The sequence below is a fragment of the Nostoc sp. genome, assembly GCF_036917655.1.
Classification (GTDB): domain Bacteria; phylum Cyanobacteriota; class Cyanobacteriia; order Cyanobacteriales; family Nostocaceae; genus Nostoc.
On sequence record NZ_JBALCY010000005.1, the window covers coordinates 141457 to 163526 of the forward strand.

Annotated in this window: 19 protein-coding genes; 11 read left to right on the top strand and 8 right to left on the bottom strand. The window is 43.4% G+C overall.

Annotated features, from left to right (window positions below; all coding sequences use genetic code 11):
- The first annotated feature begins 899 nt into the window (after positions 1 to 899).
- Positions 900 to 2069: an RNA polymerase sigma factor RpoD gene (gene rpoD / locus V7K30_RS04070; RefSeq protein ID WP_334945872.1), complete on the top strand. Its 1170-nt coding sequence runs from the start codon at positions 900 to 902 to the stop codon at positions 2067 to 2069.
- Between the two features lie 138 nt (positions 2070 to 2207).
- Here rpoD and V7K30_RS04075 read toward each other — a convergent pair whose 3' ends face one another.
- Both V7K30_RS04075 and gyrA read right to left on the bottom strand, forming a co-directional pair.
- Positions 2208 to 2393, bottom strand: coding sequence for a chlorophyll a/b-binding protein (locus V7K30_RS04075; protein ID WP_300414870.1), 186 nt, complete (start codon positions 2391 to 2393; stop codon positions 2208 to 2210).
- A gap of 419 nt (positions 2394 to 2812) precedes the next feature.
- On the bottom strand, positions 2813 to 5368 hold the full coding sequence (gyrA, locus tag V7K30_RS04080; RefSeq protein ID WP_334997359.1) for a DNA gyrase subunit A: 2556 nt from the start codon (positions 5366 to 5368) through the stop codon (positions 2813 to 2815).
- 463 nt (positions 5369 to 5831) lie between these two features.
- Between gyrA and V7K30_RS04085 the strand changes: the two genes are divergently transcribed.
- A complete protein-coding gene (locus V7K30_RS04085) occupies positions 5832 to 6236 on the top strand; it encodes a response regulator (protein WP_334832516.1) in 405 nt (134 codons plus the stop codon).
- Positions 6237 to 6484: 248 nt separating this feature from the next.
- Here the strand turns inward: V7K30_RS04085 and V7K30_RS04090 are convergent, their stop codons facing one another.
- A complete protein-coding gene (locus V7K30_RS04090; protein WP_334997361.1) occupies positions 6485 to 7372 on the bottom strand; it encodes a tetratricopeptide repeat protein in 888 nt (295 codons plus the stop codon).
- 145 nt (positions 7373 to 7517) lie between these two features.
- On the opposite strand from V7K30_RS04090, the gene V7K30_RS04095 reads away from it, so the two are divergent.
- From V7K30_RS04095 to V7K30_RS04125, 7 genes are all read left to right on the top strand, one after another.
- Positions 7518 to 8156 (top strand): TetR/AcrR family transcriptional regulator, encoded by a 639-nt coding sequence (locus V7K30_RS04095; protein WP_334997363.1) that lies wholly within the window; start codon positions 7518 to 7520, stop codon positions 8154 to 8156.
- Between the two features lie 304 nt (positions 8157 to 8460).
- On the top strand, positions 8461 to 9111 hold the full coding sequence (locus V7K30_RS04100) for a hypothetical protein (protein WP_334997365.1): 651 nt from the start codon (positions 8461 to 8463) through the stop codon (positions 9109 to 9111).
- A gap of 413 nt (positions 9112 to 9524) precedes the next feature.
- A complete protein-coding gene (locus tag V7K30_RS04105) occupies positions 9525 to 11117 on the top strand; it encodes an efflux RND transporter periplasmic adaptor subunit (protein WP_334997367.1) in 1593 nt (530 codons plus the stop codon).
- A 22-nt stretch (positions 11118 to 11139) separates the two neighbouring features.
- Positions 11140 to 12420, top strand: a complete 1281-nt coding sequence (locus V7K30_RS04110; RefSeq protein WP_442941042.1) for an ABC transporter permease — start codon at positions 11140 to 11142, stop codon at positions 12418 to 12420.
- Positions 12421 to 12981: 561 nt separating this feature from the next.
- A complete protein-coding gene (locus V7K30_RS04115) occupies positions 12982 to 13653 on the top strand; it encodes an ABC transporter ATP-binding protein (RefSeq protein WP_334997369.1) in 672 nt (223 codons plus the stop codon).
- 116 nt (positions 13654 to 13769) lie between these two features.
- Positions 13770 to 15206, top strand: coding sequence for a TolC family protein (locus V7K30_RS04120; RefSeq protein ID WP_334997396.1), 1437 nt, complete (start codon positions 13770 to 13772; stop codon positions 15204 to 15206).
- A gap of 31 nt (positions 15207 to 15237) precedes the next feature.
- Entirely contained in the window at positions 15238 to 15459 is a 222-nt protein-coding gene (locus tag V7K30_RS04125) for a hypothetical protein (protein ID WP_334997371.1), read from the top strand.
- Positions 15460 to 15687: 228 nt separating this feature from the next.
- Here V7K30_RS04125 and V7K30_RS04130 read toward each other — a convergent pair whose 3' ends face one another.
- Together V7K30_RS04130 and V7K30_RS04135 are read right to left on the bottom strand one after the other, a co-directional pair.
- A complete protein-coding gene (locus tag V7K30_RS04130) occupies positions 15688 to 17949 on the bottom strand; it encodes a cation:proton antiporter domain-containing protein (RefSeq protein WP_334997373.1) in 2262 nt (753 codons plus the stop codon).
- A gap of 161 nt (positions 17950 to 18110) precedes the next feature.
- Positions 18111 to 18929, bottom strand: a complete 819-nt coding sequence (locus V7K30_RS04135) for a class I SAM-dependent methyltransferase (protein ID WP_334997375.1) — start codon at positions 18927 to 18929, stop codon at positions 18111 to 18113.
- Positions 18930 to 18974: 45 nt separating this feature from the next.
- Between V7K30_RS04135 and V7K30_RS04140 the strand changes: the two genes are divergently transcribed.
- Entirely contained in the window at positions 18975 to 19697 is a 723-nt protein-coding gene (locus V7K30_RS04140) for a class I SAM-dependent methyltransferase (protein ID WP_442941043.1), read from the top strand.
- A 92-nt stretch (positions 19698 to 19789) separates the two neighbouring features.
- Here the strand turns inward: V7K30_RS04140 and V7K30_RS04145 are convergent, their stop codons facing one another.
- The 3 genes from V7K30_RS04145 to V7K30_RS04155 form a co-directional block, all read right to left on the bottom strand.
- The gene (locus V7K30_RS04145; RefSeq protein ID WP_334997398.1) at positions 19790 to 20065 is read right to left on the bottom strand and encodes a hypothetical protein; all 276 of its coding nucleotides are present in this window, start codon (positions 20063 to 20065) and stop codon (positions 19790 to 19792) included.
- 80 nt (positions 20066 to 20145) lie between these two features.
- Positions 20146 to 20724: a Uma2 family endonuclease gene (locus V7K30_RS04150; protein WP_334997379.1), complete on the bottom strand. Its 579-nt coding sequence runs from the start codon at positions 20722 to 20724 to the stop codon at positions 20146 to 20148.
- A gap of 36 nt (positions 20725 to 20760) precedes the next feature.
- Positions 20761 to 21228, bottom strand: coding sequence for a VOC family protein (locus tag V7K30_RS04155; RefSeq protein WP_334997381.1), 468 nt, complete (start codon positions 21226 to 21228; stop codon positions 20761 to 20763).
- Positions 21229 to 21305: 77 nt separating this feature from the next.
- Between V7K30_RS04155 and V7K30_RS04160 the strand changes: the two genes are divergently transcribed.
- Positions 21306 to 21809, top strand: coding sequence for a DUF4385 domain-containing protein (locus tag V7K30_RS04160; protein ID WP_334997383.1), 504 nt, complete (start codon positions 21306 to 21308; stop codon positions 21807 to 21809).
- Positions 21810 to 22070 lie beyond the last annotated feature (261 nt).

Here is a 22070-nt window from a genome sequence, read left to right on the forward strand (position 1 = left end):
AGGGCAAATTGTTTTTGAATTGATTAAAATATCCTTGTATACAATAAGAAGAGTTTGTCAAGTTTCATAGGGCTGAAATCGCCACAGTGCGCTAACGTGTGAATAAGGCCAAATTAGTTAAACCTAAATCGGTCTGCTATCAGATCGATTCTGCCACAGCCTCAACTCCTCAGTTAAGGTAATTAGTACGCAGAAGGCTAACTCCTTTAAGGCAAGCACCATCACCCTTGTTGTATTTACCCAAGGTCAAGACCTGCTTTAGTCTAAGGAATGCGTAATTTATGAAGGAAATGTAAAAATGGGTAGATTAAGACTAATCGTCTGAGTTAACATACAATGCACTCTTTCTAAGTAATTAAGGTTGTGTAAAATACATGAAATTCGGCAAAAGCAAGCGTACTTACTTCGTAATGTAATAAGAGCGTCACTGCTATTCCGAAAAGTAGAGAAAAATTTTCAGGGTATAACTCCCGTTTTTAATGTCTTTTTGGTAATGGTGGCTAACAGTTGCTGTGGGAGTTCATGATTAATACACAAAAAGAGTGCAATTTCTGTGAAACAGGCTACAATCGGAAGAGTCTTTATAGGAAAATCTGCCAACAGTCTGAATCTGTTTGTATAGAGTGGCAAATTTTTTGATAAAGGCGAGTCTTTTTTTTGACCAGTTAGTTGAAAGCAAAATGTGATAGCAACACATATAACATTTACTAAGGTGAGCAAGTCACTTTTAGTAATCGCTTAAACTAAAGTAAAACCCTCCGACCGGAGGTGTAAAACGTCCGAAAATATCTCTGGCAAATCTGCCAAAAAGCTTATTTTCGGTTGACAACTAGCTCGTTTAAAAGAGCAGTAAACACATCTTGAGTAATTGATTCTGCAAGGAGCATGAGGAACGCGGCATGAACCAGGCTAACAACGTACTCGAAAGCATATATCAGCCTGACCTAGAAATAATGAATCAGCCTGAGCTCGAGTTAGAAGAACTCTTAATAGACGATGAAGAGGACTTGCTGATCATCGATGAAGGTGACGAGGAATTTTTAGAGCCTCAGACTGATGAGGACGACGCAAAGTCTGGAAAAGCCGCTAAATCGCGTCGTCGGACACAAAGCAAGAAAAAGCACTATACCGAAGATTCAATTCGGCTTTACTTGCAAGAAATTGGTAGAATTCGGCTGTTGCGGGCAGACGAAGAAATTGAATTGGCGCGGAAAATCGCCGATTTGCTGGAATTAGAGAGGGTGCGGGAAAGACTCTCAGAGCAGTTGGATCGCGATCCTCGTGATAGTGAATGGGCAGAAGCAGTACAACTGCCACTACCAGCCTTTCGTTATCGCCTCCATGTTGGTCGCAGGGCCAAAGACAAGATGGTGCAATCTAACCTTCGTCTTGTGGTTTCAATTGCGAAGAAGTACATGAATCGTGGTTTGTCGTTCCAAGACTTAATTCAGGAAGGCAGTCTCGGTTTGATTCGTGCGGCTGAAAAGTTTGACCACGAAAAAGGCTATAAGTTCTCTACATACGCTACATGGTGGATTCGTCAAGCAATTACCCGCGCGATCGCCGATCAATCCCGCACGATTCGCCTTCCAGTTCACCTTTACGAAACCATCTCTCGGATTAAGAAAACTACCAAGCTGCTATCTCAAGAAATGGGTCGCAAACCCACTGAAGAAGAAATCGCTACTCGCATGGAAATGACCATTGAGAAGTTGCGATTTATTGCTAAATCCGCCCAGCTACCTATTTCACTAGAAACGCCCATTGGTAAAGAAGAAGATTCTCGATTGGGCGATTTTATTGAATCCGATGGTGAGACACCAGAAGACCAAGTTTCCAAAAATCTTCTGCGCGAAGACCTCGAAAAAGTCCTCGATAGTCTCAGTCCTCGTGAACGGGATGTTCTTAGACTGCGTTACGGCTTGGATGATGGTCGGATGAAGACCCTTGAGGAAATCGGACAGATTTTCAACGTTACCCGCGAACGGATTCGTCAAATTGAGGCGAAAGCACTCCGCAAGTTACGACACCCAAATCGTAACAGCGTTCTCAAGGAATATATTCGGTAGTTATTAGTCATTGGTCATTGGTCATTAGTAAATAAACAAAGGACAAATGACAACTGACTAATGACAAAAAATAAAAAACCTGGTAGTGAATTAGCACTCCAGGTTTTTTTATTTATAGGTCATCTTAGATATAAAAACTTACAGGATACCCCAAAAATGTAGGAAGCCTTGACCAGAAAAAAGCTCAACCAAAATGGCTGCTGAAAAGCCAATCATTGCCAAGCGACCGTTCCAAATTTCTGCTTGTGGGGTAAAGCCCCAACGCCAAGCGTTGCGATCTTCAATTACGGGAGTAGTAACTTTTGTTGTGCTTACATTTGTCATGGTTGGGACTCCAAATTTAATTGTTAAGGTTTATTGCCTTATGTAAACTAATATAACAAATATTTTTTTCAATGCAACATTTTTTATACTTTTGTTTCCATACCTTGACATAAATAATATAGATAGCTATTTATACACATTAAAACATCGTCCTGAAGTTAGATTTACTGAGGGAGAAGAAATATTATCTAGATTTATAGCGTTAAAGACAATATAAGCTTATTGAAATTAATTATCAACTGGTTATTTGCATTGCTTTATCTTCCATAGAGTTTGTTATTTTACGATTAAAAATTATTGATAATTAATAGAGATATTCAGAATCTAAAACACTTACTTAAGCTGCCTTTTTATGAGGCTCCGCCTCATAAAAAGGCATTCCCAGTCTGAGACTGGGAACGAGATAAGCCCTACATAATTTACGATCGCACTTCGGCAACGGTGATGATTTTTTCATCGCGGTTGAGTTGGAGAATGCTTTCACCTTTGGCATCTTTACCTAAGAGCGGCACTGTTTCCACAGGTATCCGCACTACTCGCTCTTTATTCGTCACTAAAGCTATTTCACCAGATGCGTTGGCGTAGCCCGCCGTTCGCGTAGCGTCTCCAAGAGTTGGCATCGCTATGACCATACCAGCTAAGTTGTCAGTTTTGCTGGCAAATTTCAGCGCTTGCGTGCCTAAATCGCCGCGATTAGCCGCTTTCAACTGACTCGCAGCCATCCGCTTGGCATATCCTTCTTGAGTAACTAGCAGCAGTTGGTCATCTTTACCGACAGTGACACAGCCAACCATTTGCTGATTTTTCAATAACCGAAATGCTTGTAAACCCATTGCTGTGCGACCCATAATCGGTAATTGTTGATCATTGATTGCAAAGCGCAACAGTCGCCCACCGGAACTAGCTAAAATCAGATGCTCCCCTGGAGCGGTGAACTGGGTAAATGACAATTCATCATCCTCTTTCAGCTTCAAAATCGTGATTCCGCGCCGAGTCAGGTTAGTAAATTCTTCCAAAGACAGACGTTTAATTCTTCCTTGTTTTGTTACGAGAATCATCTGCCTAGTTTCGAGATTTTCCGGCAGCAAAAAGCGGCTGACCACAGCTTCTTGAGCGCCTTGAGCAGTACTACTGAGCATAGTAATCAAAGGTTTTCCCCGTGGAGAACGTCCAGTGGTTGGAGGAATTTCTCCCACATTCACCGGATAGACTTTGCCGCTAGCGCTTAGTATTAGCAAATCTTTTTCGGTGTTGGTCAACACAGTTTGAATAATGAAGTCATTATCATGCAGACCATTTTCACCTTTTGACTTTCTCCCAGATGGCTGGATGCGGCGGACATAACCCCGTTGGGTAAATTCTAAAACCGCTGCCTCTGCTGGCTGTTCTAATTTTGGATTTTGGATTTTGGATTTTGGATTGTCTTCATCATCCTCTGATCCTCTGTTCTTGTGATCTTCTGCTTTAGATTTTTGCTCCTCTCCGATTTTTGTCCGCCGGGGATCGTTGTACTTGCGCTTGAGCGATCGCAAATCTTTTTTTAGCGCCTTGAGTAATTCCCGGCGATCGTTGAGTAATTGCTCCAACAAATTAATTTGTTGACTTATCTGCTCAAATTCCTGCTGCAAATTTTGCTGTTCTAAACTGGTGAGGCGGCGCAACGGCATAGCCAGAATTGCATCTCCTTGTTCCTCACTCAAATCTAGTTGGCTACAAAGGTTAATTTTTGCCGTACTGCCATCGGGAGCTTGGCGCAAAATTCTAATTACCTCATCCAAATTAGACAACGCTTTCAGCAAACCTTCTACCAAATTCACGCGACTTTGAGCCTTACCCAACTCGTAATTATAGCGACGGTTCAGCGTCTGTTCTCGGAAACTCAAAAACTCCTGCAACACTTGACGCAAACTTAACTGGCGGGGTTGTCCATCCACTATTGCTAGGAGAATTGCCCCAAAAGTCATTTGTAAGGCAGTTTGGTGATATAAATGTTGGAGAATTTCTTGGGGATTGGTATCGCGTTTGAGTTCAATTACCACTCGCATCCCTTCGCGATCGCTCTCATCCCGAAGATCAGAAATTCCTTGCAAACGACCTTGATTTACTAAGTCCGCTACCTTCTCAATCCAGCCAGCCTTATTCACTTGATATGGCAATTCTGTAATAATAATTGCCGTCCGTCGCTTGCTTCCCCTGCTAGCTGGAATTTCCTCCAGAGTCGCAACTCCCCGCAGCAGAATCCCACCTTTACCTGTGGTGTATGCTTCCCGAATTCCCACCTGACCAATTATTTCTCCACCAGTGGGAAAGTCTGGCCCTGGAATTAACTCGAATAATTTTTCATCTGGCAAATCTGGGTTGTCGATTAAGGCAATTAACCCATCGACAATTTCCCCCAAGTTGTGCGGTGGAACATTCGTCGCCATTCCCACGGCAATACCAGAACAGCCATTAAGCAACAGAAACGGCAATTGAGCAGGTAGCACCGTTGGTTCTTGCTGGGAATTATCGAAGTTGCCGACAAATTCCACAGTTTCTTCGCCAATTTCTGTCAGCATTCCCTCATGGCTGATGGGTGCGAGGCGTGTTTCTGTGTAGCGCATCGCTGCTGGCGGGTCATTATCGACGCTGCCAAAGTTACCGTGTCCTGCTAGTAAAGGATAGCGGCTAGAAAAATCCTGCACCAGCCTCACTAAGGCATCGTAAACTGATTGGTCGCCGTGGGGATGGTATTTACCCAACACATCACCCACTACACGGGCACATTTCCGATAGGGTCTATCTGGTACTAAACCGAGTTCGTGCATTGCATAGAGAATGCGGCGATGCACTGGTTTTAAGCCATCACGCACGTCTGGTAGCGCTCGCCCGACAATCACGCTCATGGCATATTCAAGATAAGACCGTTGCATCTCGGTGTGCAGGGCTGTTGGAATTACCTGTCCCGTTGAGAGCAGGTTTAACTGTTTTGCCATGAGTTTTTTCCCTGAAATTTAACTACACAAAAGCCGATGGAACTCAACACTGCGGCAACCACAGCATAACGGATCAAATAGGATTCATAACAAAATTTTGATGGTCATAGAATAAAAAGCAGTAGTATCATCCTTGATAACGAGGATGCACATTCACTATTAAAAAGGATGCAGACGACTATAATCTACATAAACTTAGTAGCCATGATACGTACCGAAGAAGAATTCAGGAGACAGAATCCATTCTGGATTCTGTGGGACTGGATAGAGAATCGAAGTTTAGAGCAAGCGATTTTAATCATGGAGAAGAAAAAATTCTTTCCGTGACTGTTACCCCTGACTTGACTGCTGGGGTATTCTGAATTCTGAATTCTGTCTTCTGACTCCTTCTGATCATGATTGCATTTGTTAATTTTGAATTCTGCAATTCTTGAATCCTCTCACCTCTATAACTAAAATTCTCATGAAAACTGTTTTAATTGTCGAAGACGATCTAATTAATGCTCGTGTTTTTTCCAAAATTTTGTCCAAGCGTGGTGGCTTGGGTGTGAAACACACTGAAAATGTCGAAGAAGTCATAAAAATTGCCCAATCAGGAGAAGCAGACCTGATTTTGATGGATGTTTCTCTGTCTAGAAGTGTTTATCAAGGTAAGTCTGTTGATGGAATCAAGATTACACAAATGTTAAAATCTGATCCAAAAACAGCAAAATTACCTGTTATTTTGGTGACGGCACATGCTATGGAAGGCGATCGCGAGAATTTTCTCAAGCAAAGCGGTGCTGATGGCTACATTTCTAAGCCAGTTGTTGACCATCAACAGTTTGTTGACCAAATCATCGCACTTCTACCCACAGACGACCATTGAGAATTAACGACTTATTTCAGGAATACTCGCCCGCCAATGTTTTTGGGCGACTAGTTCCTGTATTTATTTAGTATATATGTACTACGAAAAGGTGCTGTTAGGCAAGAGGGGAGTGGGGAGTGGGGAATGGGGAATGGGGAATGGGGAATCAGGAGTTGAGAGTTGGAAAAATGAAAAATTACCTCTTTCACCTCTTTCCCCTACTCCCCACTCCCTACTCCCCACTCCCTACTCCCCACTCCCTACTCCTATTGAGTAGGCTGTTTTCCAGGGGCTGATGATGAATTTTCTCGTTGCTGGAGGGCAGCTTGAATACGGGGTAATTCTAGGAATTTTTTCGTATCAGACAGTAGACGATCGCCCCAGAGATTTTCTTTGAGGAAATCCAAACTAGCATAGCGTGAATCGATGCGGAGTGCTGCTTCTCCGAAGGTTAGTGCTTGTTGGCGATCGCCTTTAGTATACAGTGCCACTGCCAAGGCCAATAAAGGTTCTGCGGCTTGCTTATCAAGGATTACAGCAGATTGCCATCGCTTAATCGCTTCGGGGATATTACCCTGTTCGTAGTTGATTAAGCCAATATTGTTGAGCGCCGGCCAGAATTTTTTATCTTGGGAGACGGCTTTATCGTACTGCGCGATCGCATCTGGCAATTTACCCAGCAGAAAGTAAGCATTCCCCAAATCAAACAACCCCTCTGGATCATTGGGTTTTAACTTCAAACCATCTTGGTAATTGACAAGAGCAGCCTGATAATTTTTCTGCTGAAAATTCGCTGAACCCAAAGCAAACAAAATATCACCATTTTTGGGGTTGATAGATTGCGCTTTTTTCAGGCTAGCGATCGCTCCGTCAAAATCTTTGGTTTGCAGTTGCAATCCACCTAAGAGCAACCACACCTTATCATTCCCAGGAGCCAGTTGACTAGCCAGCCGCGCTCGTGGCAAAGCTAAATCAACCTGTTGAAACTGAGCTAGTTGAGCCGCCTCTTGTGCCAAGCTCAACCCCTGCTTCTCTAACTTTGTCGCATCTAGTTGCAATGTATGGGGTATTAATGCCTGCGCGTTAGCGGCTTTTGGCATACTCCACAAACTACAAACCATTAGAAAAGAAATCAAACGAACATATTTAGGCACACTACCGCCTTTAAGCCACTAATCAAAGAATCTTTCAGCTAGCTTAAACGATCTCCGCTCTTGACGGTAGCAAAATCTGACGTGATTAGCTCTTGACATCCCCATCACAAGGGCAATATATTAATAAGTATCCACTTACTTATTTATGGCTCGTATACCCAGAATCACCAATCAGCAAATCTTAGAAGCGGCTCGTCAAGTTTTCCTACAACAAGGATTTGGTGCTTCAACCTTAGAAATTGCTCAACAGGCTGGTATTTCTGAAGCTTCAATTTTCAAGCGATTCTCAACGAAAGAAGAATTATTTTTTGCGGCGATGGGAATTCCAGAAAAACCCCTCTGGGTAAACGAGTTGGAATCTCTCTGTGGGAAAGGCAATCTCAAAGAAAACCTGATCAAGGTCTGCTTTGAGATTATGGAATTCTATCGTGAGATATTACCTCGAATCATGATGCTGCGATCGCGAGGCAATGCGATGCCAGAATTTGGAGGTAAAGAGTCAAGACCGATGCTAGATGTCAAAGTAATGACTGCTTTCTTAGAGCGTGAGATCAACCAAGATCGCCTTCGCCCTTGCGATCCCCAGACAGTGGCTCATATCTTAGTAGGATCGGTGATGAATTACGTTTTCTTAGAGCAGATGTCGTCCCAAGTCAGTATGCCAACTGCCGAATCAGGAATAGGAACTTACTTAAATTATGGAGATCCTGCCACGGAAATATCAGTATTTGTACTTAATCTAGTCGATATTGTCTGGCAAGGAATTGCACCAAGCCAGGATTAAGTAAACTGACGTGGGGAGGCTCTTACACGGAGAAGCAAAGAGATTTTTAGAAATATTTACCCGCTTCTAGCCTTCCCCAGCAACCATTATAAAAACTGATGACTTTGGCCATACATCAGTCTGGAATTACTAGTGACTTTGGTCATACATCGGTTGGGAATTTTTGAGCCATAATTAGAATGTACGAATTTATACGATAGCGTAAATATTAGACATCTTGATGCCAAAACAAAAGCAACTGTCTAAATTACTAAATCCGAATCTAAGCAGAATAGAACTTTAATCTAAACAAGGAATCAATTATATGCTGAAACCAAACCGTGTATCAATAGTCTTAGCTGCTGCTGCCCTGATCATTGTTCCCGCTCTCTTGGCTGCGCCTGCAAATGCCCAGACGCCTTCAGGCGATCGCAATTGGGATCGCGACGGCAGAACCAATACTGGAGACGTTAGAAACTCTAGCGATCGCAATTGGAACCGCGACGGTAGAACCAATACTGGAGATGTTAGAAACTCTAGCGATCGCAATTGGAACCGCGACGGCAGAGGCAATACTGGAGATGTTAGAAACTCTAGCGATCGGGGTAATTGGAACCGCGACGGCAGAGGCAATACTGGAGATGTTAGAAACTCTAGCGATCGGGGCAATTGGAACCGCGACGGCAGAGGCAATACTGGAGATGTTAGAAACTCTAGCGATCGGGGTAATTGGAACCGCGACGGCAGAGGCAATGGCAGAGTAGTCAGACTTGGTAATGGTGACATTAGATATCCCAATGGGCAAATTATTCCTTCTAGGAACATAGCCAGATTGCGTAATCAAGGTTACTTCAGACTTCCCAATGGAGATATTCTTCTTCCCAATCAGGAAATTGTTCCTTCTGGAAGATTAGTGAGAGTGCATGATGATTACTTCAGACTTCCTAGTGGACTGGTGCTGCAAATAAACCTTTAAACTATCGCCCTTGATGTCTCCCCTTCTCCTAAAAAAGAGGTCAATCAATTTTGGATTTTAGATTTTAGATTTTAGATTGACCCCATGCCTAAAGTCAGAGGCTTGTCAAGTAATTTTGGATTTTGGATTTTAGATTTATTCTCACGTTTAAATTCGCTTGCTAAGAGACAATGCATTAAATTTACGATGTTTGAATTTTCTTTTCCATTATCCAAAATTTAAAATCTAAAATTCGGTGAGATCGCCAAGGGAGAAGATCGGACTGGCTCTTTCTGACCGGAGCAACAGAAACGTCTCCGGCTTTGCTCCTGAATTCTTTTTTGTGAAAACACTAAATCAGTATAAGGCTACCAGGCTATAGTTTTAACCGTGAATAACTAGCTCGGTAGCCATTCTTTTTAGACAAAGTGGATATGAAGATTGATACACCAAATACCGTAGATTCATCAATTTCGCTTCCAGAGGTAAAGAAAAAAAAGGTCAGACGTAATTGGCTCTCTTGGCTAATTGCTCTTTGCCTTTTGGGTGGAATTGGCTATGCAGTTTATTACCAAGTAACGGTTGTTTCCCGTCAACAAGCTAGTCGCCGGGTGCTGACAAAGCCTGTAGAAAGGCAGAGTTTAACAATCACAGTTTCAGCGAACGGAACGGTGAAGCCTGAGCGGTCAATCAACCTCAGCCCGAAAAATTCCGGCATCCTGAAAAGCCTGCTGGCGAAAGAAGGGGATCTCGTCAAACAAGGACAGATTGTCGCTTACATGGATGATTCCAACCTGCGGGGGCAACTCACCTCTGCTCAAGGACAATTGGCACAAGCCGAGGCGAATTTGCAAAAAGCGATCGCAGGTAATCGTCCTCAAGATATTGCCCAAGCACAAGGAGTATTAGACGAAGCCGAAGCGAATCTGCAAAAGGTACAAGCAGGTAATCGCTCTCAAGATATTGGCCAAGCACAGGCACGCTTGCAAAGCGCTCAAGCCACCCTTCGCCAAGCAGAAGATGATTTTGTTCGTAATCAACAGCTTTATAATGCAGGCGGTATTTCCCTTCAGACCCTTAACCAAAACCGTGCCACTCGCGACAGCGCCCAAGCTAGTGTAAATGAAGTACAGCAAGCATTGGGGTTGCAAAAAGCTGGGTCACGTCCAGAAGACATCCAGCAAGCAAGAGCTGTGGTGAAGCAGAGACAGCAAGCTTTGGCACTTCTGAAAGCCGGAACACGCCAAGAAGATATTGACGCAGCCCGTGCCCAGGTAACATCTGCTCGTGGTTCGCTGCAAAACATCCAAGCCGAAATCAATGACACGATCATTCGCGCCCCTTTTGATGGTGTGGTGACAAAGAAGTTTGCCGATCCAGGCGCTTTCGTGACACCGACAACTGCCAGTAGTGAAGTAGCTTCTTCTTCTTCTTCTTCAATCTTGTCTCTAGCTTCAACAAATGAAGTTGTCGCAAGTTTGGCGGAAACAAATATTTCCAAAATCCGCCTTGGTCAAAAAGTCTCGATTCAAGCAGATGCCTACCCAGGAAAAACCTTTGAAGGTAAAGTCCGCCAAATTGCTGCCCAAGCAGTAGTAGAGCAAAACGTCACCAGTTTTGAAGTGAGAGTATCACTTTTGGACCCTCAAAGGCTACTGCGGTCTGGGATGAATGTGGCAGTTGATTTTCAAGTCGGTCAAGTTGAAAATGTTTTAGTAGTGCCAACGGCCTCAGTGGTGCGGCAAGAAAATGCCACAGGTGTGTTTGTGGCAGGAAAGAATAACAAACCTGTGTTTACTCGCATCGAGACTGGCGTTACCGCGAATAACTTTACCGAAGTTAAGTCTGGATTGACAGGAAACGAGAGAGTATTACTCAGTTTCCCACCAGGATCACGTCCGCAATCAACACCAAGAGGAGGAGTTTTTCCTGGTCTAGGAGGAGGCGGGGGAGCAGGTGGAGGCGGCGGTGGCGGTCGTTCAGGTGGTGGTTCTGCTGGTGGTCGTTCCGGCGGTGGTTCCCCTTAAAGTTAGTTTTAAATAAAACCTTATGTTTAAGATATTTAAGGGCTTTTACAAAGCTAAGAATACCCGCACAGTACCGTTGCTGGAAATCTTGACAATGGCGGCAGAGACTTTGTGGAGTAACAAATTACGCACGGGTCTAACTATGTTGGGCGTGATTATTGGGATTTCCTCAGTCATTGCGATTACTTCTGTCGGTCAGGGAGTGCAAAAGGGGGTTGAGCAACAGATACAAGCATTGGGTACAGATGTGATCCAAATCTTAGCGGGTGCTGCAAGAAGCGGAAATGTCCGTCAAGGAGTAGGTTCTAGCAGCACCTTGACTTGGGAAGATGCTAACGCGATCGCTACACAAGCGCCATCAGCCCAGATGGTTTCGGCTTATCTTCAACGCAGCGCCCAAGTTGTATATGCAGGACAGAACACCTCAACAACCATTTATGGCACAGATTTAAATTACCCAGAAGTCAGAAATACCCATCCCCAGCAAGGGAGATATTTTACTCAGGAAGAACTAGATATTGCTGCACAGTTTGCCATTCTTGGCCCCACAGTCCAAACCACACTCTTTGGAAAGGGTGTAAATCCGATCGGCGAGCGAATTCGGATTCAGGGAGAGGCTTATGAAGTAATTGGAGTGATGGAACCTAAAGGCGCTCAAGGCCCGATGGATCGAGATGACCAGATTTTCATCCCTCTAACTACTATGTCGAAGAGACTGGTTGGTAACAATGCCCTGGTAGGCGTTTCTGTAAATGGAATTTTAGTCAAAGGCGCGAATCAGGAGCAGTTAGAAGCCGCTCAGTTTCAAGTCACCAATCTCTTACGGCTGCGTCACAACATTTATCCGCCGCAAGCTGATGATTTTCGGCTGACTAATCAAGCTGATATTGTTAGTACCTTCACTAGTATTGTGGGTTTATTTACAGTAATGGTGGTAGCGATCGCCGGAATTTCTCTGGTGGTTGGTGGAATTGGTATTGCCAATATTATGTTAGTTTCCGTGGTTGAGCGGACGCGAGAAATCGGGATTCGCAAAGCCGTAGGAGCCACCAATTCGGCAATACTTAATCAATTTTTAGCCGAAGCGATCGTGATTTCCATTGTCGGCGGATGTATTGGGATGGCGACTGGTATTTTATTAGCCTTTGCAGCTGCAAACATTTTCAAATTTCCCTTTGTAATTTCTTTCTTGTCGATCATTGCTGGCTTTGTACTCTCTTTAACCGTTGGCTTAATTGCTGGGGTGATTCCAGCACGGAATGCATCTAAATTAGATCCAATCAACGCTTTACGAAGCGACTAAATAATTAAAACTGGAAAATTTAAAATAGGACTTAAGTAAGTCGGTGATAATATTTCAAGTTATGTTAATAAATTTAAATGTAGGGTGCGTTATCGCGCAGCGTAACGCACCGTCAACGATTCAAGGTGCGTTAGCCTACGGCGTAATACAACGCCACTTGCTTCAACGCGGGAAACCCGCGCAACGCAGTGCATGCGTGTCAACTTAAGGTAAAACTCCTTTAAACCCTCGTTTCCAGCCTCTGGCTGGAAATGCTGCTCTTGGCGGCTCTGCCGCCAGCGAGGGAGGCGGAGCCTCTAGAACGGCATTCCCAGTCGGAGACTGGGAACGAGATAATCTAAAAGCTGCTTCTAGGCAGGTTTTCAGGTTAAGTTGACACCTATGAACGCAGTGGCTCCCCTACTAAGAATTTAGATTTCTTCATATACATTGAATTTTTCTCGCCGACTTACTTGTGCAAAGCTACACGCTGTAGGGGCAATTCATGAATTGCCCCTACGGTAAATCAATTTCGGAAAAATTAACAACTAACAACTAATAATTTATTAAGGCAAAATCAATATGCCAACGATGATTTGGATGGAATCTATTACTAAAACTTACTACTTGGGAGAAGTTAGTGTTCCAATACTCAAGGGAATTCAACTTTCCATTGAGGAAGGGGAATATGTCTCGATTATGGGTGCGTCAGGTTCGGGTAAATCCACGCTGATGAATATTTTGGGATGTCTGGATCGTCCCACAACTGGAGACTATATTTTTGAAGGCAGAAACTTGACGACTTTTGATGATGATGAATTAGCCTATATCCGCAACCAAAGGATAGGTTTTGTTTTCCAACAATTTAACCTATTGGCACGGGCGACAGCACTAGAAAACGTCATGTTACCAATGGTTTACGCTAACTTGCCTAAGCCAAAACGCCGTGAAAGGGCATTAGAAGCCTTGGAAAAGGTAGGACTGGCGGAACGCATAGCTAACCGTCCTAGTCAACTGTCTGGTGGACAACAACAACGGGTAGCGATCGCTCGCGCTTTGGTAAACCGACCTGCGTTAGTTTTGGCAGATGAGCCAACAGGAGCTTTAGATACTGAAACTTCGCGTGAGGTGATGAGTTTGCTGACAGAACTTAATGACCAAGGGATCACGATTGTGATTGTCACCCATGAATCAGATATTGCTGCTCAAACCAATAGGATTATTCGAGTTCAGGATGGCTTGATCGTAGGTTAATTTGTTAACATCAACCACTTGAGGAGGAATTTAAAATTTAAAGCATTGTCAGGTCAATCAGGATGAAAACTTTTGATTGTATCCTCAAAGAAACCCGATTAATGACTACATCAATTATGAATTTCAGCTTAATCTTCGTGCATTCTACCTGGGTTAGCGTCGCGTTGGCGGTAGCCTTGCCGTCAGGCATCGCTATTTTTTTTCCAACTTTAGCAAGTGGAGCAACTCCCCTAAAACCGCAGAATTCCTCAAGCTCTGTACAGGTTCCCGATTATCTCAACCCCAATCCCAATCCTCTGCAATTTCCTACCAAACCGGAGGAAGTAAGGATTCAGCAAACTGTGCCAATCAGTTTGGCACAAGCTTTGGAACTAGTACAACGCAACAATCGAGACTTACAGGTAGCTATATTGCAGCTAGAACGCAGTCGTTCAGCCGTACGTCAGTCTCAAGCTGCCTTATTTCCTACTCTGGGAATCAGCAGTAATGTGACTAATAATGGCAATGGTTTTAGCAACAGTTCATCTCAAAGCAGCAGTTCTTTCAATGGTTCAGCACAACTGAATTATAACCTCTATACCTCCGGGAATCGAGAGGCAACTATCCGAGCTGCTGAAGAACAACTACGTGTGGATGAATTTAATGTTGAAACTCAGTCTCTTACAATTAGGTTGAATGCCACGACTCAATACTACGGTTTGCAACAAGCCGATGAACAAGTAAGAATTAATCGGTCTGCTGTGGAGAATGCCCAGGCTAGTTTGCGGGATACTCAAGCCAGAGAAGATGCTGGAGTGGGTACGCACTTCGATGTGCTGCAAGCTCAGGTGAATTTAGCAAATGCCCAACAACTCCTAACTAATGCGATCTCGCAGCAGCTAATTGCCCGTCGTCAGCTTGCAACTCTGTTAAGTTTGTCGCAGTCAGTTGATATCACTGCCGCAGATCCTGTAGAATTAGCGGGTCTTTGGCAGCCAACACTGGAAGAAACTATTATCAAAGCGTTTCAAAATCGTCCAGAATTGCCACAGTATTTGGCACAACGTAATATTTACGAGCAACAGCGACGACAGGCACTTTCACAGCTAGGGCCGCAAATTAGTTTGGTAGGCAACTACAACCTGCTAGATCGGTATAATGATGGCGTCAGCGTTACTGATGGGTATTCAGCAGGAATTCAAGGAAGTCTAACTTTGTTTGATGGGGGCGCAGCAAGAGCGAGTGCGGCTCAATCGAAAGCTAATATTGCGATCGCAGAGACTCAATTTGCTAGCCAGCGCGACCAAATTCGCTTTAATGTAGAACAGTACTATTCTCAGTTGCAATCGAATTTAAATAATGTGCAAACTTCCGGTGTGGCTTTAAATCAAGCCAGGGAAGCTCTGAATTTAGCAAGGCTGAGGTTTCAAGCTGGTGTGGGCACTCAAACAGAAGTGATTGCTGCTGAAAATGACCTGACAACAGCAGAAGGTAATCGAGTCACAGCTATTTTGAATTACAATATCGCTCTAGCTAATTTGCAAATATCAGTCACTTACAGGGCTTCGCGCTAAGTACAGCTTTGTGTAAAAATGTAGTTTTTTAATGCAGAGAAACGCATTAACATTGCATCGGGATGCATTGGCATTGCAAAGGGACGCATTAACATTGCATCAGGATGCATTGGCATTGCAAAGGGACGCATTAACATTGCATCGGGACGCATTGGCATTGCAGGGGAACACATTAACATTGTATTGGGATGCATTGGCATTGCAGGATATTGCAAAATTTAATTTGCTACGAATTAATGAAATGCTGTACTAAGGAATAAGAATTAAATAACATCCAATTTATATCCCTGGCTTACCTCACCCTCAATCCCTCTCCTTATAAAGGAGAGGGATCGTGAGATAGGATAAAGTTTTGTATTTTATTTAATCCACGTTCCTAAGGTCAAATCATTAAAGAAAAGTTTGCTTAGATTCTTAGATTGGTGAACTACGTGAGTGTCGCTATATTCAAGCAAACTAAATGCATCTAAGCTGAGAACGACTATGGCGTAGTAATTACCGCTACTGGGCAATGTGCTCTATTCAAAATTGCATCGACTCTGTGACCGAAGAAAACGCGACCTGTAACCATTCGGATACTACTTCCGAGAATAATTAGGTCAACTTCTTTGGTTTGGGCAAACTTGAGGATTTCCCTTTCTGGGCTGGTTCCTTGCAGAATATAGGTTTTGACATCAGCACCCAGATTGCGGCCAATTGCTGCTTGCTGTTCGAGCAAATCATGGGCAATTTCTTTCACTGGAGCTAGCGATCGCTGTTCGTAAAGAATATACTCAACCTGTGGCAAATTAATCACGTTAACGATCATCACTAATGCCCCTGTTTGAGCCGCGATCGTACTTGCCATCTCTACAGCATTTTTGCTATATTCTGTCCCAACCGTTGGCACCAGAATTTTTTTCAGCTGTTGTTGAGCGATTTTGCATATCTCGCCTTTGGGTTGGGGTAGGTGCGACTTCACCACCATCGTTGCACAAGGCGCTTCTTGTACTACCTTGTCTACAAGCAAATTGAACAATGCTTTCTGGGGGCGGATCTGTTCAGAAGCTCCCAGTACGATCAAGTTATAGCCTTTGTTCGCTTCATTCAGAATGACCTCCGCCTTATTACGCCCAGACTCCGTTTTTGTTTGCAAGATGGTATCAGCAGGTAGCTGCATTTCTTCAGCAACAGAAGCCAGAGCTTCCTCGGCGGCGGTGTCTTTTACCTGGGTTGCCGTTCGACGGGATTTTTTTTGGGGCTGCTTGTCACTCAGGGCATATAGAGATGTAACTTCTATCGAGTTTTGGTGAGCCATGTAACCCACTAGTTGCGCCGCGAGTTGGATGTTGGGACCACCGCTAGTGGGTATTAAGACACGCTGGATCTGCTTGATAAAGCTTTGGCTATCTTGTTCTTCTTGTTCCAAACGTCGAGCTTCCTCTTCACTCATAACCACCTTCGACAAACACCAGCGCAAAAGAGGTGGAGCCATTAAGGAAGTTGCGATCGCTACCATGACAATAATCGAGTACATCTGGGGATTCAGCACTCCCAAAGATAAACCAATGGTGGCAACGACAATTTCCATCGCCCCGCGAGCATTCATCCCGGAACCCATCGCCAAACCTTCCCAATGACTCAAGCCGCCGACGCGAGAACCAATGTAAGCACCTGTAAATTTACCAATACAGGCGACAGCGAGAACAATCAAGCCAAATATCAACGTCTGGGGGACTAACAGGGTTAGCAAGTTAACTTTCAAGCCAGCTGAAGCAAAGAAAATTGGCGCTAGAAAGGCTGCTGTGAAGACTTCTAGAAGATGTCCAGCTTCATTGCTAAAGCGGCGGGATTGACCTGCCAGAATCCCCAGCACGAAAGCACCTAATGCTGCTTCCAGACCTAATGCGTGGGTAAGTGCTGCTGCTGAGAGCGAAAGAATTAGCACAACTGATATACTAGCGGAGATTCCGCCAACGTAGTCATCAACCCAGCGCAAAATCTGGTCTACGATGGTACGCCCGATTGTGAAAGCGATCGCTAAAAACAATACTGCCGCACTCACGGAGTGAAAAACTGTCCCAAAGTCAAACTTGCCGCTAGTAGCTAAACCTGAAACCACAGAAAGTAAAATCCAGCCGATGGTGTCGTCAGTCATCCCAGCTGCTAAGGTGACTTGACCTATGTCACGGCGAATCAGGTTTAAGTCCATCAGCACCTTAGCAATCACTGGTACTGCCGAAATACTCATTGCTGTGGCGATAAACAGACTGAATACCAGTCGCTTATCTGGATCGGCTAAAAAACTATCTGGCAATAACCAGCCCAATCCGAATCCGGTGATAAACGGGACAATAATTCCGCCCAGTGATATCAGCAGAGCCGTTTTACCCTTACGAAGAATCAGCTTGAGATCCGTCTCCAACCCAGTCACAATCAGCAAAAATAACACGCCTAACCAAGAAATCACCGAAAGTAGATCCGACTGATTTTGACTTTTGGGAAAGATGAGCGCCTGTAAGTCTGGAAGAAGCAAACCAAATAGAGAAGGGCCAAGCAACACACCTGCTAGTAATTCCCCAACAACAGGCGGGAGGTTAATCCGGCGCATCAACTCACCTAATCCCCGCGCTACGAGAAGCAATAGTGACAGTTGCACCAGCACCAACAGCAGCTCATGATGACCGAGAGGTTTAATTAAACCGTCACCTGCTGCTTTCTGTGCAGCGAGTACAGGCATTAACATCAGGGACAGGTTTTGCATATAAAGGTTGGATTATAAATTTTTAGGGGCTGTTCAAGTAAATCCTGAAAATATTTACTTCCACATCGGCCTAGGAGATTAAACTGTCATTATCAACGGCAAGATTATCATGCGCGATCGCCCGAAGCTGTCAGTTCAGGAGTAAAGCTTTGCTCATCAACTTATTTTCGAGCGCGAACAAAGAATTTTGTAGTGTCTTCCCAAACACCTTGAGCAGTTGCTAGTTTCTCAATTTCTGTACTGTACTCAACTTGCAACTGATTTAATTGTTCTTGTGATAATTTTGACAACAGGGGATTACCTTTAAAATTTATATTAATTATTGTTCTAGATAATCTGCTATCCCTAAGAGGGCGATAACGTCCTGATGGCTCAATCTTAATTTCGATATCTCTAAAACCTGCCTGATTGAGCAAATTTCGACATTTTTCTGGAGTTCCAAGTGGTTGAAGGATATGTGGTAATGATACGCCCAAAACTCTAGCAAAGATCCTTTGCTGAAGAGATGCCATAAAAGCAGTTTCGGGAGGACAGGTAAATGCCACAAACCCTCCTGTTTTCAAGAAGCGATACCACTTTTGCAAAGTAGCAAGGATATCAGGAAAAAGTACAATTGCCTCACAGCAAAAGACAACATCAAAACTACTATCACTAAAGTTGAAATCTTCTGCATCTGCTTCAATCAACTCGATGTTTTGTAATCTTGCTGCTGCAATCTTAAGTCTTGCTTGATGCAACATTCCACGGGTCATATCAATCCCAATCACATAGCCCTCTGAACCAACTTTTTCAGCTGCGGGTATTGCAACTAAACCTGTTCCAGTCGCCACATCAAGGATTTTCTGTCCCGAATTTAGCGGCACAAATTCAAGTAGAATCTTCGCTTCTAGAGGATGGCGAGTACCTTCCTCATGGTCATAAGTTGTTCTACTACCATAAAATTCTCTTAGTTGCTGCTTATAACTATCCTGATCAGTCATAACCAAATGTCAAATTTTCTCCACTTTATAGTAACTCTTGTTGTGATGTTGAGTTGCTTGCTGCTGAATCCAACCCTGACAGCACAAGCTGCGTCTTCATCCACCACAGTTTACGAACAACGGATAATCCATAATCCAGATGGGATCGGCAAATATTACATGGGGCGAGAAATTGCCAAAGTTATGGGATATACGGGCGCTGGCTGGCTAGAACGTCCAAGCCGAGAGGGAGAGGAACAGCCAAGTAAGGTAGTTAACGTCCTCAATTTGAAACCTAATGATCTGGTGGCGGATATTGGCGCTGGTACAGGTTACTTGAGCTTTCGCATCGCGCCGCTATTAACAGCAGGTAAGGTGTTGGCTGTAGATGTTCAGCCAGAAATGTTGGAAATCATTGAGTTGTTCAAAAAAGAGAAAAATGTCACCAATGTTGAGCCTGTTTTGGCAACCCTTACTGACCCAAATCTACCACCTGAAAGTGTCGATTTGGCGTTGATGGTGGATGCTTATCATGAACTTGAGTATCCCCAAGAAGTGATGCAAGGAATTGTCAAAGCACTTAAACCAGGTGGTCGAGTGGTGTTGGTTGAGTATCGGGGTGAAAATCCCTTTATCATGATTAAACGTCTGCACAAGATGACTCAAAAGCAAGTCCGTAAAGAAATGCAAGCTGTTGGTTTGGTTTGGCGGGAAACTAAAAACTTGTTACCTCAACAGCATTTAATGGTATTTGAGAAACCTGATTCTAGCGCTTCTAGTTTACTCTGACCTCACTTCCATTCCTGTCTCCTTGCATGAGAGAGGCTTTGAATACTCCCCTTCCCTACAAGGGAAGGGGAGTAAGATTTTTTGATATCAGTCTATTTTTTGGGGATGAGACTGGCGCTTTTGGTTGCACTATCCCAAACAATCCAGCTAATAGAATCATCTAAATCATCGGGGCTATTTGAAACTTTAAAATATAGCTTTTCTTCGCCCTTTCTTTCAATAGCAAAGTCGGCATTTTGAGCATAAACGACTATAAAACCTTTGTCGCGCAAACAATACATCGCCCAAGCTTTCAATGATTGCCTGTATGGTTCGTGTGGAATTGGCGGTTTTGCGATCGCATCTTCGATTACTTTAAATATTTGCATGAGTTTCGCGGTCATAGTAGATTAACTAGTATCCTTTTAACTACCGTGTGTTCTATCCATTCGGGCATTTTTAAACATTATTATCCCCAAATTTTTTTGAGGCTGAGTACAAAACCAGGTAAAACACTTTCTCCAGAAATAGTTTGAGGTGATTTTAAAACTTCCACATCTTGTCCAGAACGATAAATTTCAATTTCCTGTTTTTTTCGATTTATCAGCCAACCTAAACGACAACCATTTGATATATATTCCTGCATTTTTTCTTGAACTTTTTTCAAAGTGTCAGATGGCGACATTATTTCAACTGCAAAGTCAGGACATAAAGGAATAAATTTTTCTCTTTTTTCTTGAGTCAAACTATCCCAACGAGATTTTTCTACCCACGAAACATCAGGAGAACGGTCAGCACCATTTGGTAAAGTAAATCCAGTGGAAGAATCAAAAACTTCGCCTAGTTGCTTTTGTTCATTCCATGATGCTAATTGCAGAATTAAATTAACGTTACTTTTTCCAGTTTCTCCTCCCGTTGGTGGCATTATGATTAATTCTCCTTGGGCATTGCGTTCTAGTTGTAAATCGGGGTTTCCTTCACACAGCTGATAAAACTGATCTGTTGTCAGTTTAAGAATTGAATTAAGGTTTAATGTCAGTGCTGTCATAGAAGTATTTCCGGTTTTTTGCTGACAAATAATTATTTAATGGACATCTGGATCGCAACGAATTTCAATCATAAAGCCATCTGGATCGTAAAAATACACACCTCTACCAGTAGGACGAGTGACTGGGCCATGTGCGATCGCTATTTTATTTTCTCTGATCACTGTCACCGCGCGATCGAATAACTGCTGATCTATGTCAAAGGCTAGATGGTAGGCTCTAGTAAAAGTCTTTTCTGGATTGGAATCTGGTGGTGATAACTCTGGTTCCCCAAATAAATCCAGTATCGTCCCATCCGGGGTAATGAAATTGGCTACTTTCCCAGATGCGACAAGTTCCACCAGAGTTGCGGGTACTTCGTCGCCTGTAAGTTCATGCAAACCCAGGATTGTGCCATAAAAATAGCGGGAAGCTTGCATATCCTGGACGTTGAGGGCAATGTGATGCACTTTACGCAGATTGCCCGGAGCAAGGACACTGTTCACGGTTTGGGTGCTAGATAGCATAATAAAATAAAATTTCCCTACAGAGATAGAAGCTCGACTTTTTTATTAAAGTTTATTATTCATAATAAACACTTCGCATGGCATTTGATTATTCTTTAGACTTTAAAATTATTGATTTTCGCCAACATCCTGAACTCTATCGCGTTGGCAAGGGTGAGCAGGGTGTACTTTTGGTTGAACCATACAAATCAGAAATTCTTCCCTACTGGCGGTTTAAAACTCCTGATATTGCTAGAGAGTCGAGCGAGAAGATTTACGAGCTTTTTCTTGCATATCTAGAACAAGATGATTTTGTCGGCGCAGATATGGCACGAAAGTTTATCCAAATGGGCTATACTCGCTCCCGCCGTTATGCTAATCATAAGAGTGGCAGGAAATATAAACAAAATTCAGATACTTCAGGTGATAAAAAAGAGATTCTTCCTTATGAAGTAGACTCAGTGAAAGCGGAATCAGCAGCAATATTTAAAGCCAAGTGGGTAGAAGCGAAGACAAACGAGAAATATCAAGAGCTTTTAGCCAAACATAAACAGATGTATGAGAGCATCTCACCATTGCAAATAAATATACCTGGCGATTAGAAATCGCGGCTACACAAACTAAGTCCGCCTGCGCGGACTCAGGAATTTGAAACCCATGGAGGTGGGTTTTATCTGTATAGCTGCGAATTCCATTCGCCAGGGCGAGTATCTGAGGTGGATGAATGAGTCTTTGATACTCGCTGACGAGTCTTTGATATTCGTGAATGAGTCTTTGATATTCGTGAATGAGTCTTTGATATTCGTGAATGAGTCTTTGATATTCGTGAATGAGTCTTTGATATTCGTGAATGAGTCTTTGAT

Bases quoted from the DNA above. Each gene is read 5' to 3' on its own strand.
- rpoD (WP_334945872.1), top strand. From the start codon at position 900: ATGAACCAGGCTAACAACGTACTCGAAAGCATATATCAGCCTGACCTA.
- V7K30_RS04160 (WP_334997383.1), top strand. From the start codon at position 21,306: ATGGCATTTGATTATTCTTTAGACTTTAAAATTATTGATTTTCGCCAA.
- V7K30_RS04095 (WP_334997363.1), top strand. From the start codon at position 7,518: ATGGCTCGTATACCCAGAATCACCAATCAGCAAATCTTAGAAGCGGCT.
- V7K30_RS04120 (WP_334997396.1), top strand. From the start codon at position 13,770: ATGAATTTCAGCTTAATCTTCGTGCATTCTACCTGGGTTAGCGTCGCG.
- V7K30_RS04110 (WP_442941042.1), top strand. From the start codon at position 11,140: ATGTTTAAGATATTTAAGGGCTTTTACAAAGCTAAGAATACCCGCACA.
- V7K30_RS04105 (WP_334997367.1), top strand. From the start codon at position 9,525: ATGAAGATTGATACACCAAATACCGTAGATTCATCAATTTCGCTTCCA.
- V7K30_RS04155 (WP_334997381.1), bottom strand. From the start codon at position 21,228: ATGCTATCTAGCACCCAAACCGTGAACAGTGTCCTTGCTCCGGGCAAT.
- V7K30_RS04135 (WP_334997375.1), bottom strand. From the start codon at position 18,929: ATGACTGATCAGGATAGTTATAAGCAGCAACTAAGAGAATTTTATGGT.
- V7K30_RS04130 (WP_334997373.1), bottom strand. From the start codon at position 17,949: ATGCAAAACCTGTCCCTGATGTTAATGCCTGTACTCGCTGCACAGAAA.
- V7K30_RS04085 (WP_334832516.1), top strand. From the start codon at position 5,832: ATGAAAACTGTTTTAATTGTCGAAGACGATCTAATTAATGCTCGTGTT.
- gyrA (WP_334997359.1), bottom strand. From the start codon at position 5,368: ATGGCAAAACAGTTAAACCTGCTCTCAACGGGACAGGTAATTCCAACA.
- V7K30_RS04145 (WP_334997398.1), bottom strand. From the start codon at position 20,065: ATGCAAATATTTAAAGTAATCGAAGATGCGATCGCAAAACCGCCAATT.
- V7K30_RS04115 (WP_334997369.1), top strand. From the start codon at position 12,982: ATGCCAACGATGATTTGGATGGAATCTATTACTAAAACTTACTACTTG.
- V7K30_RS04125 (WP_334997371.1), top strand. From the start codon at position 15,238: ATGCAGAGAAACGCATTAACATTGCATCGGGATGCATTGGCATTGCAA.
- V7K30_RS04100 (WP_334997365.1), top strand. From the start codon at position 8,461: ATGCTGAAACCAAACCGTGTATCAATAGTCTTAGCTGCTGCTGCCCTG.
- V7K30_RS04150 (WP_334997379.1), bottom strand. From the start codon at position 20,724: ATGACAGCACTGACATTAAACCTTAATTCAATTCTTAAACTGACAACA.
- V7K30_RS04075 (WP_300414870.1), bottom strand. From the start codon at position 2,393: ATGACAAATGTAAGCACAACAAAAGTTACTACTCCCGTAATTGAAGAT.
- V7K30_RS04140 (WP_442941043.1), top strand. From the start codon at position 18,975: ATGTTGAGTTGCTTGCTGCTGAATCCAACCCTGACAGCACAAGCTGCG.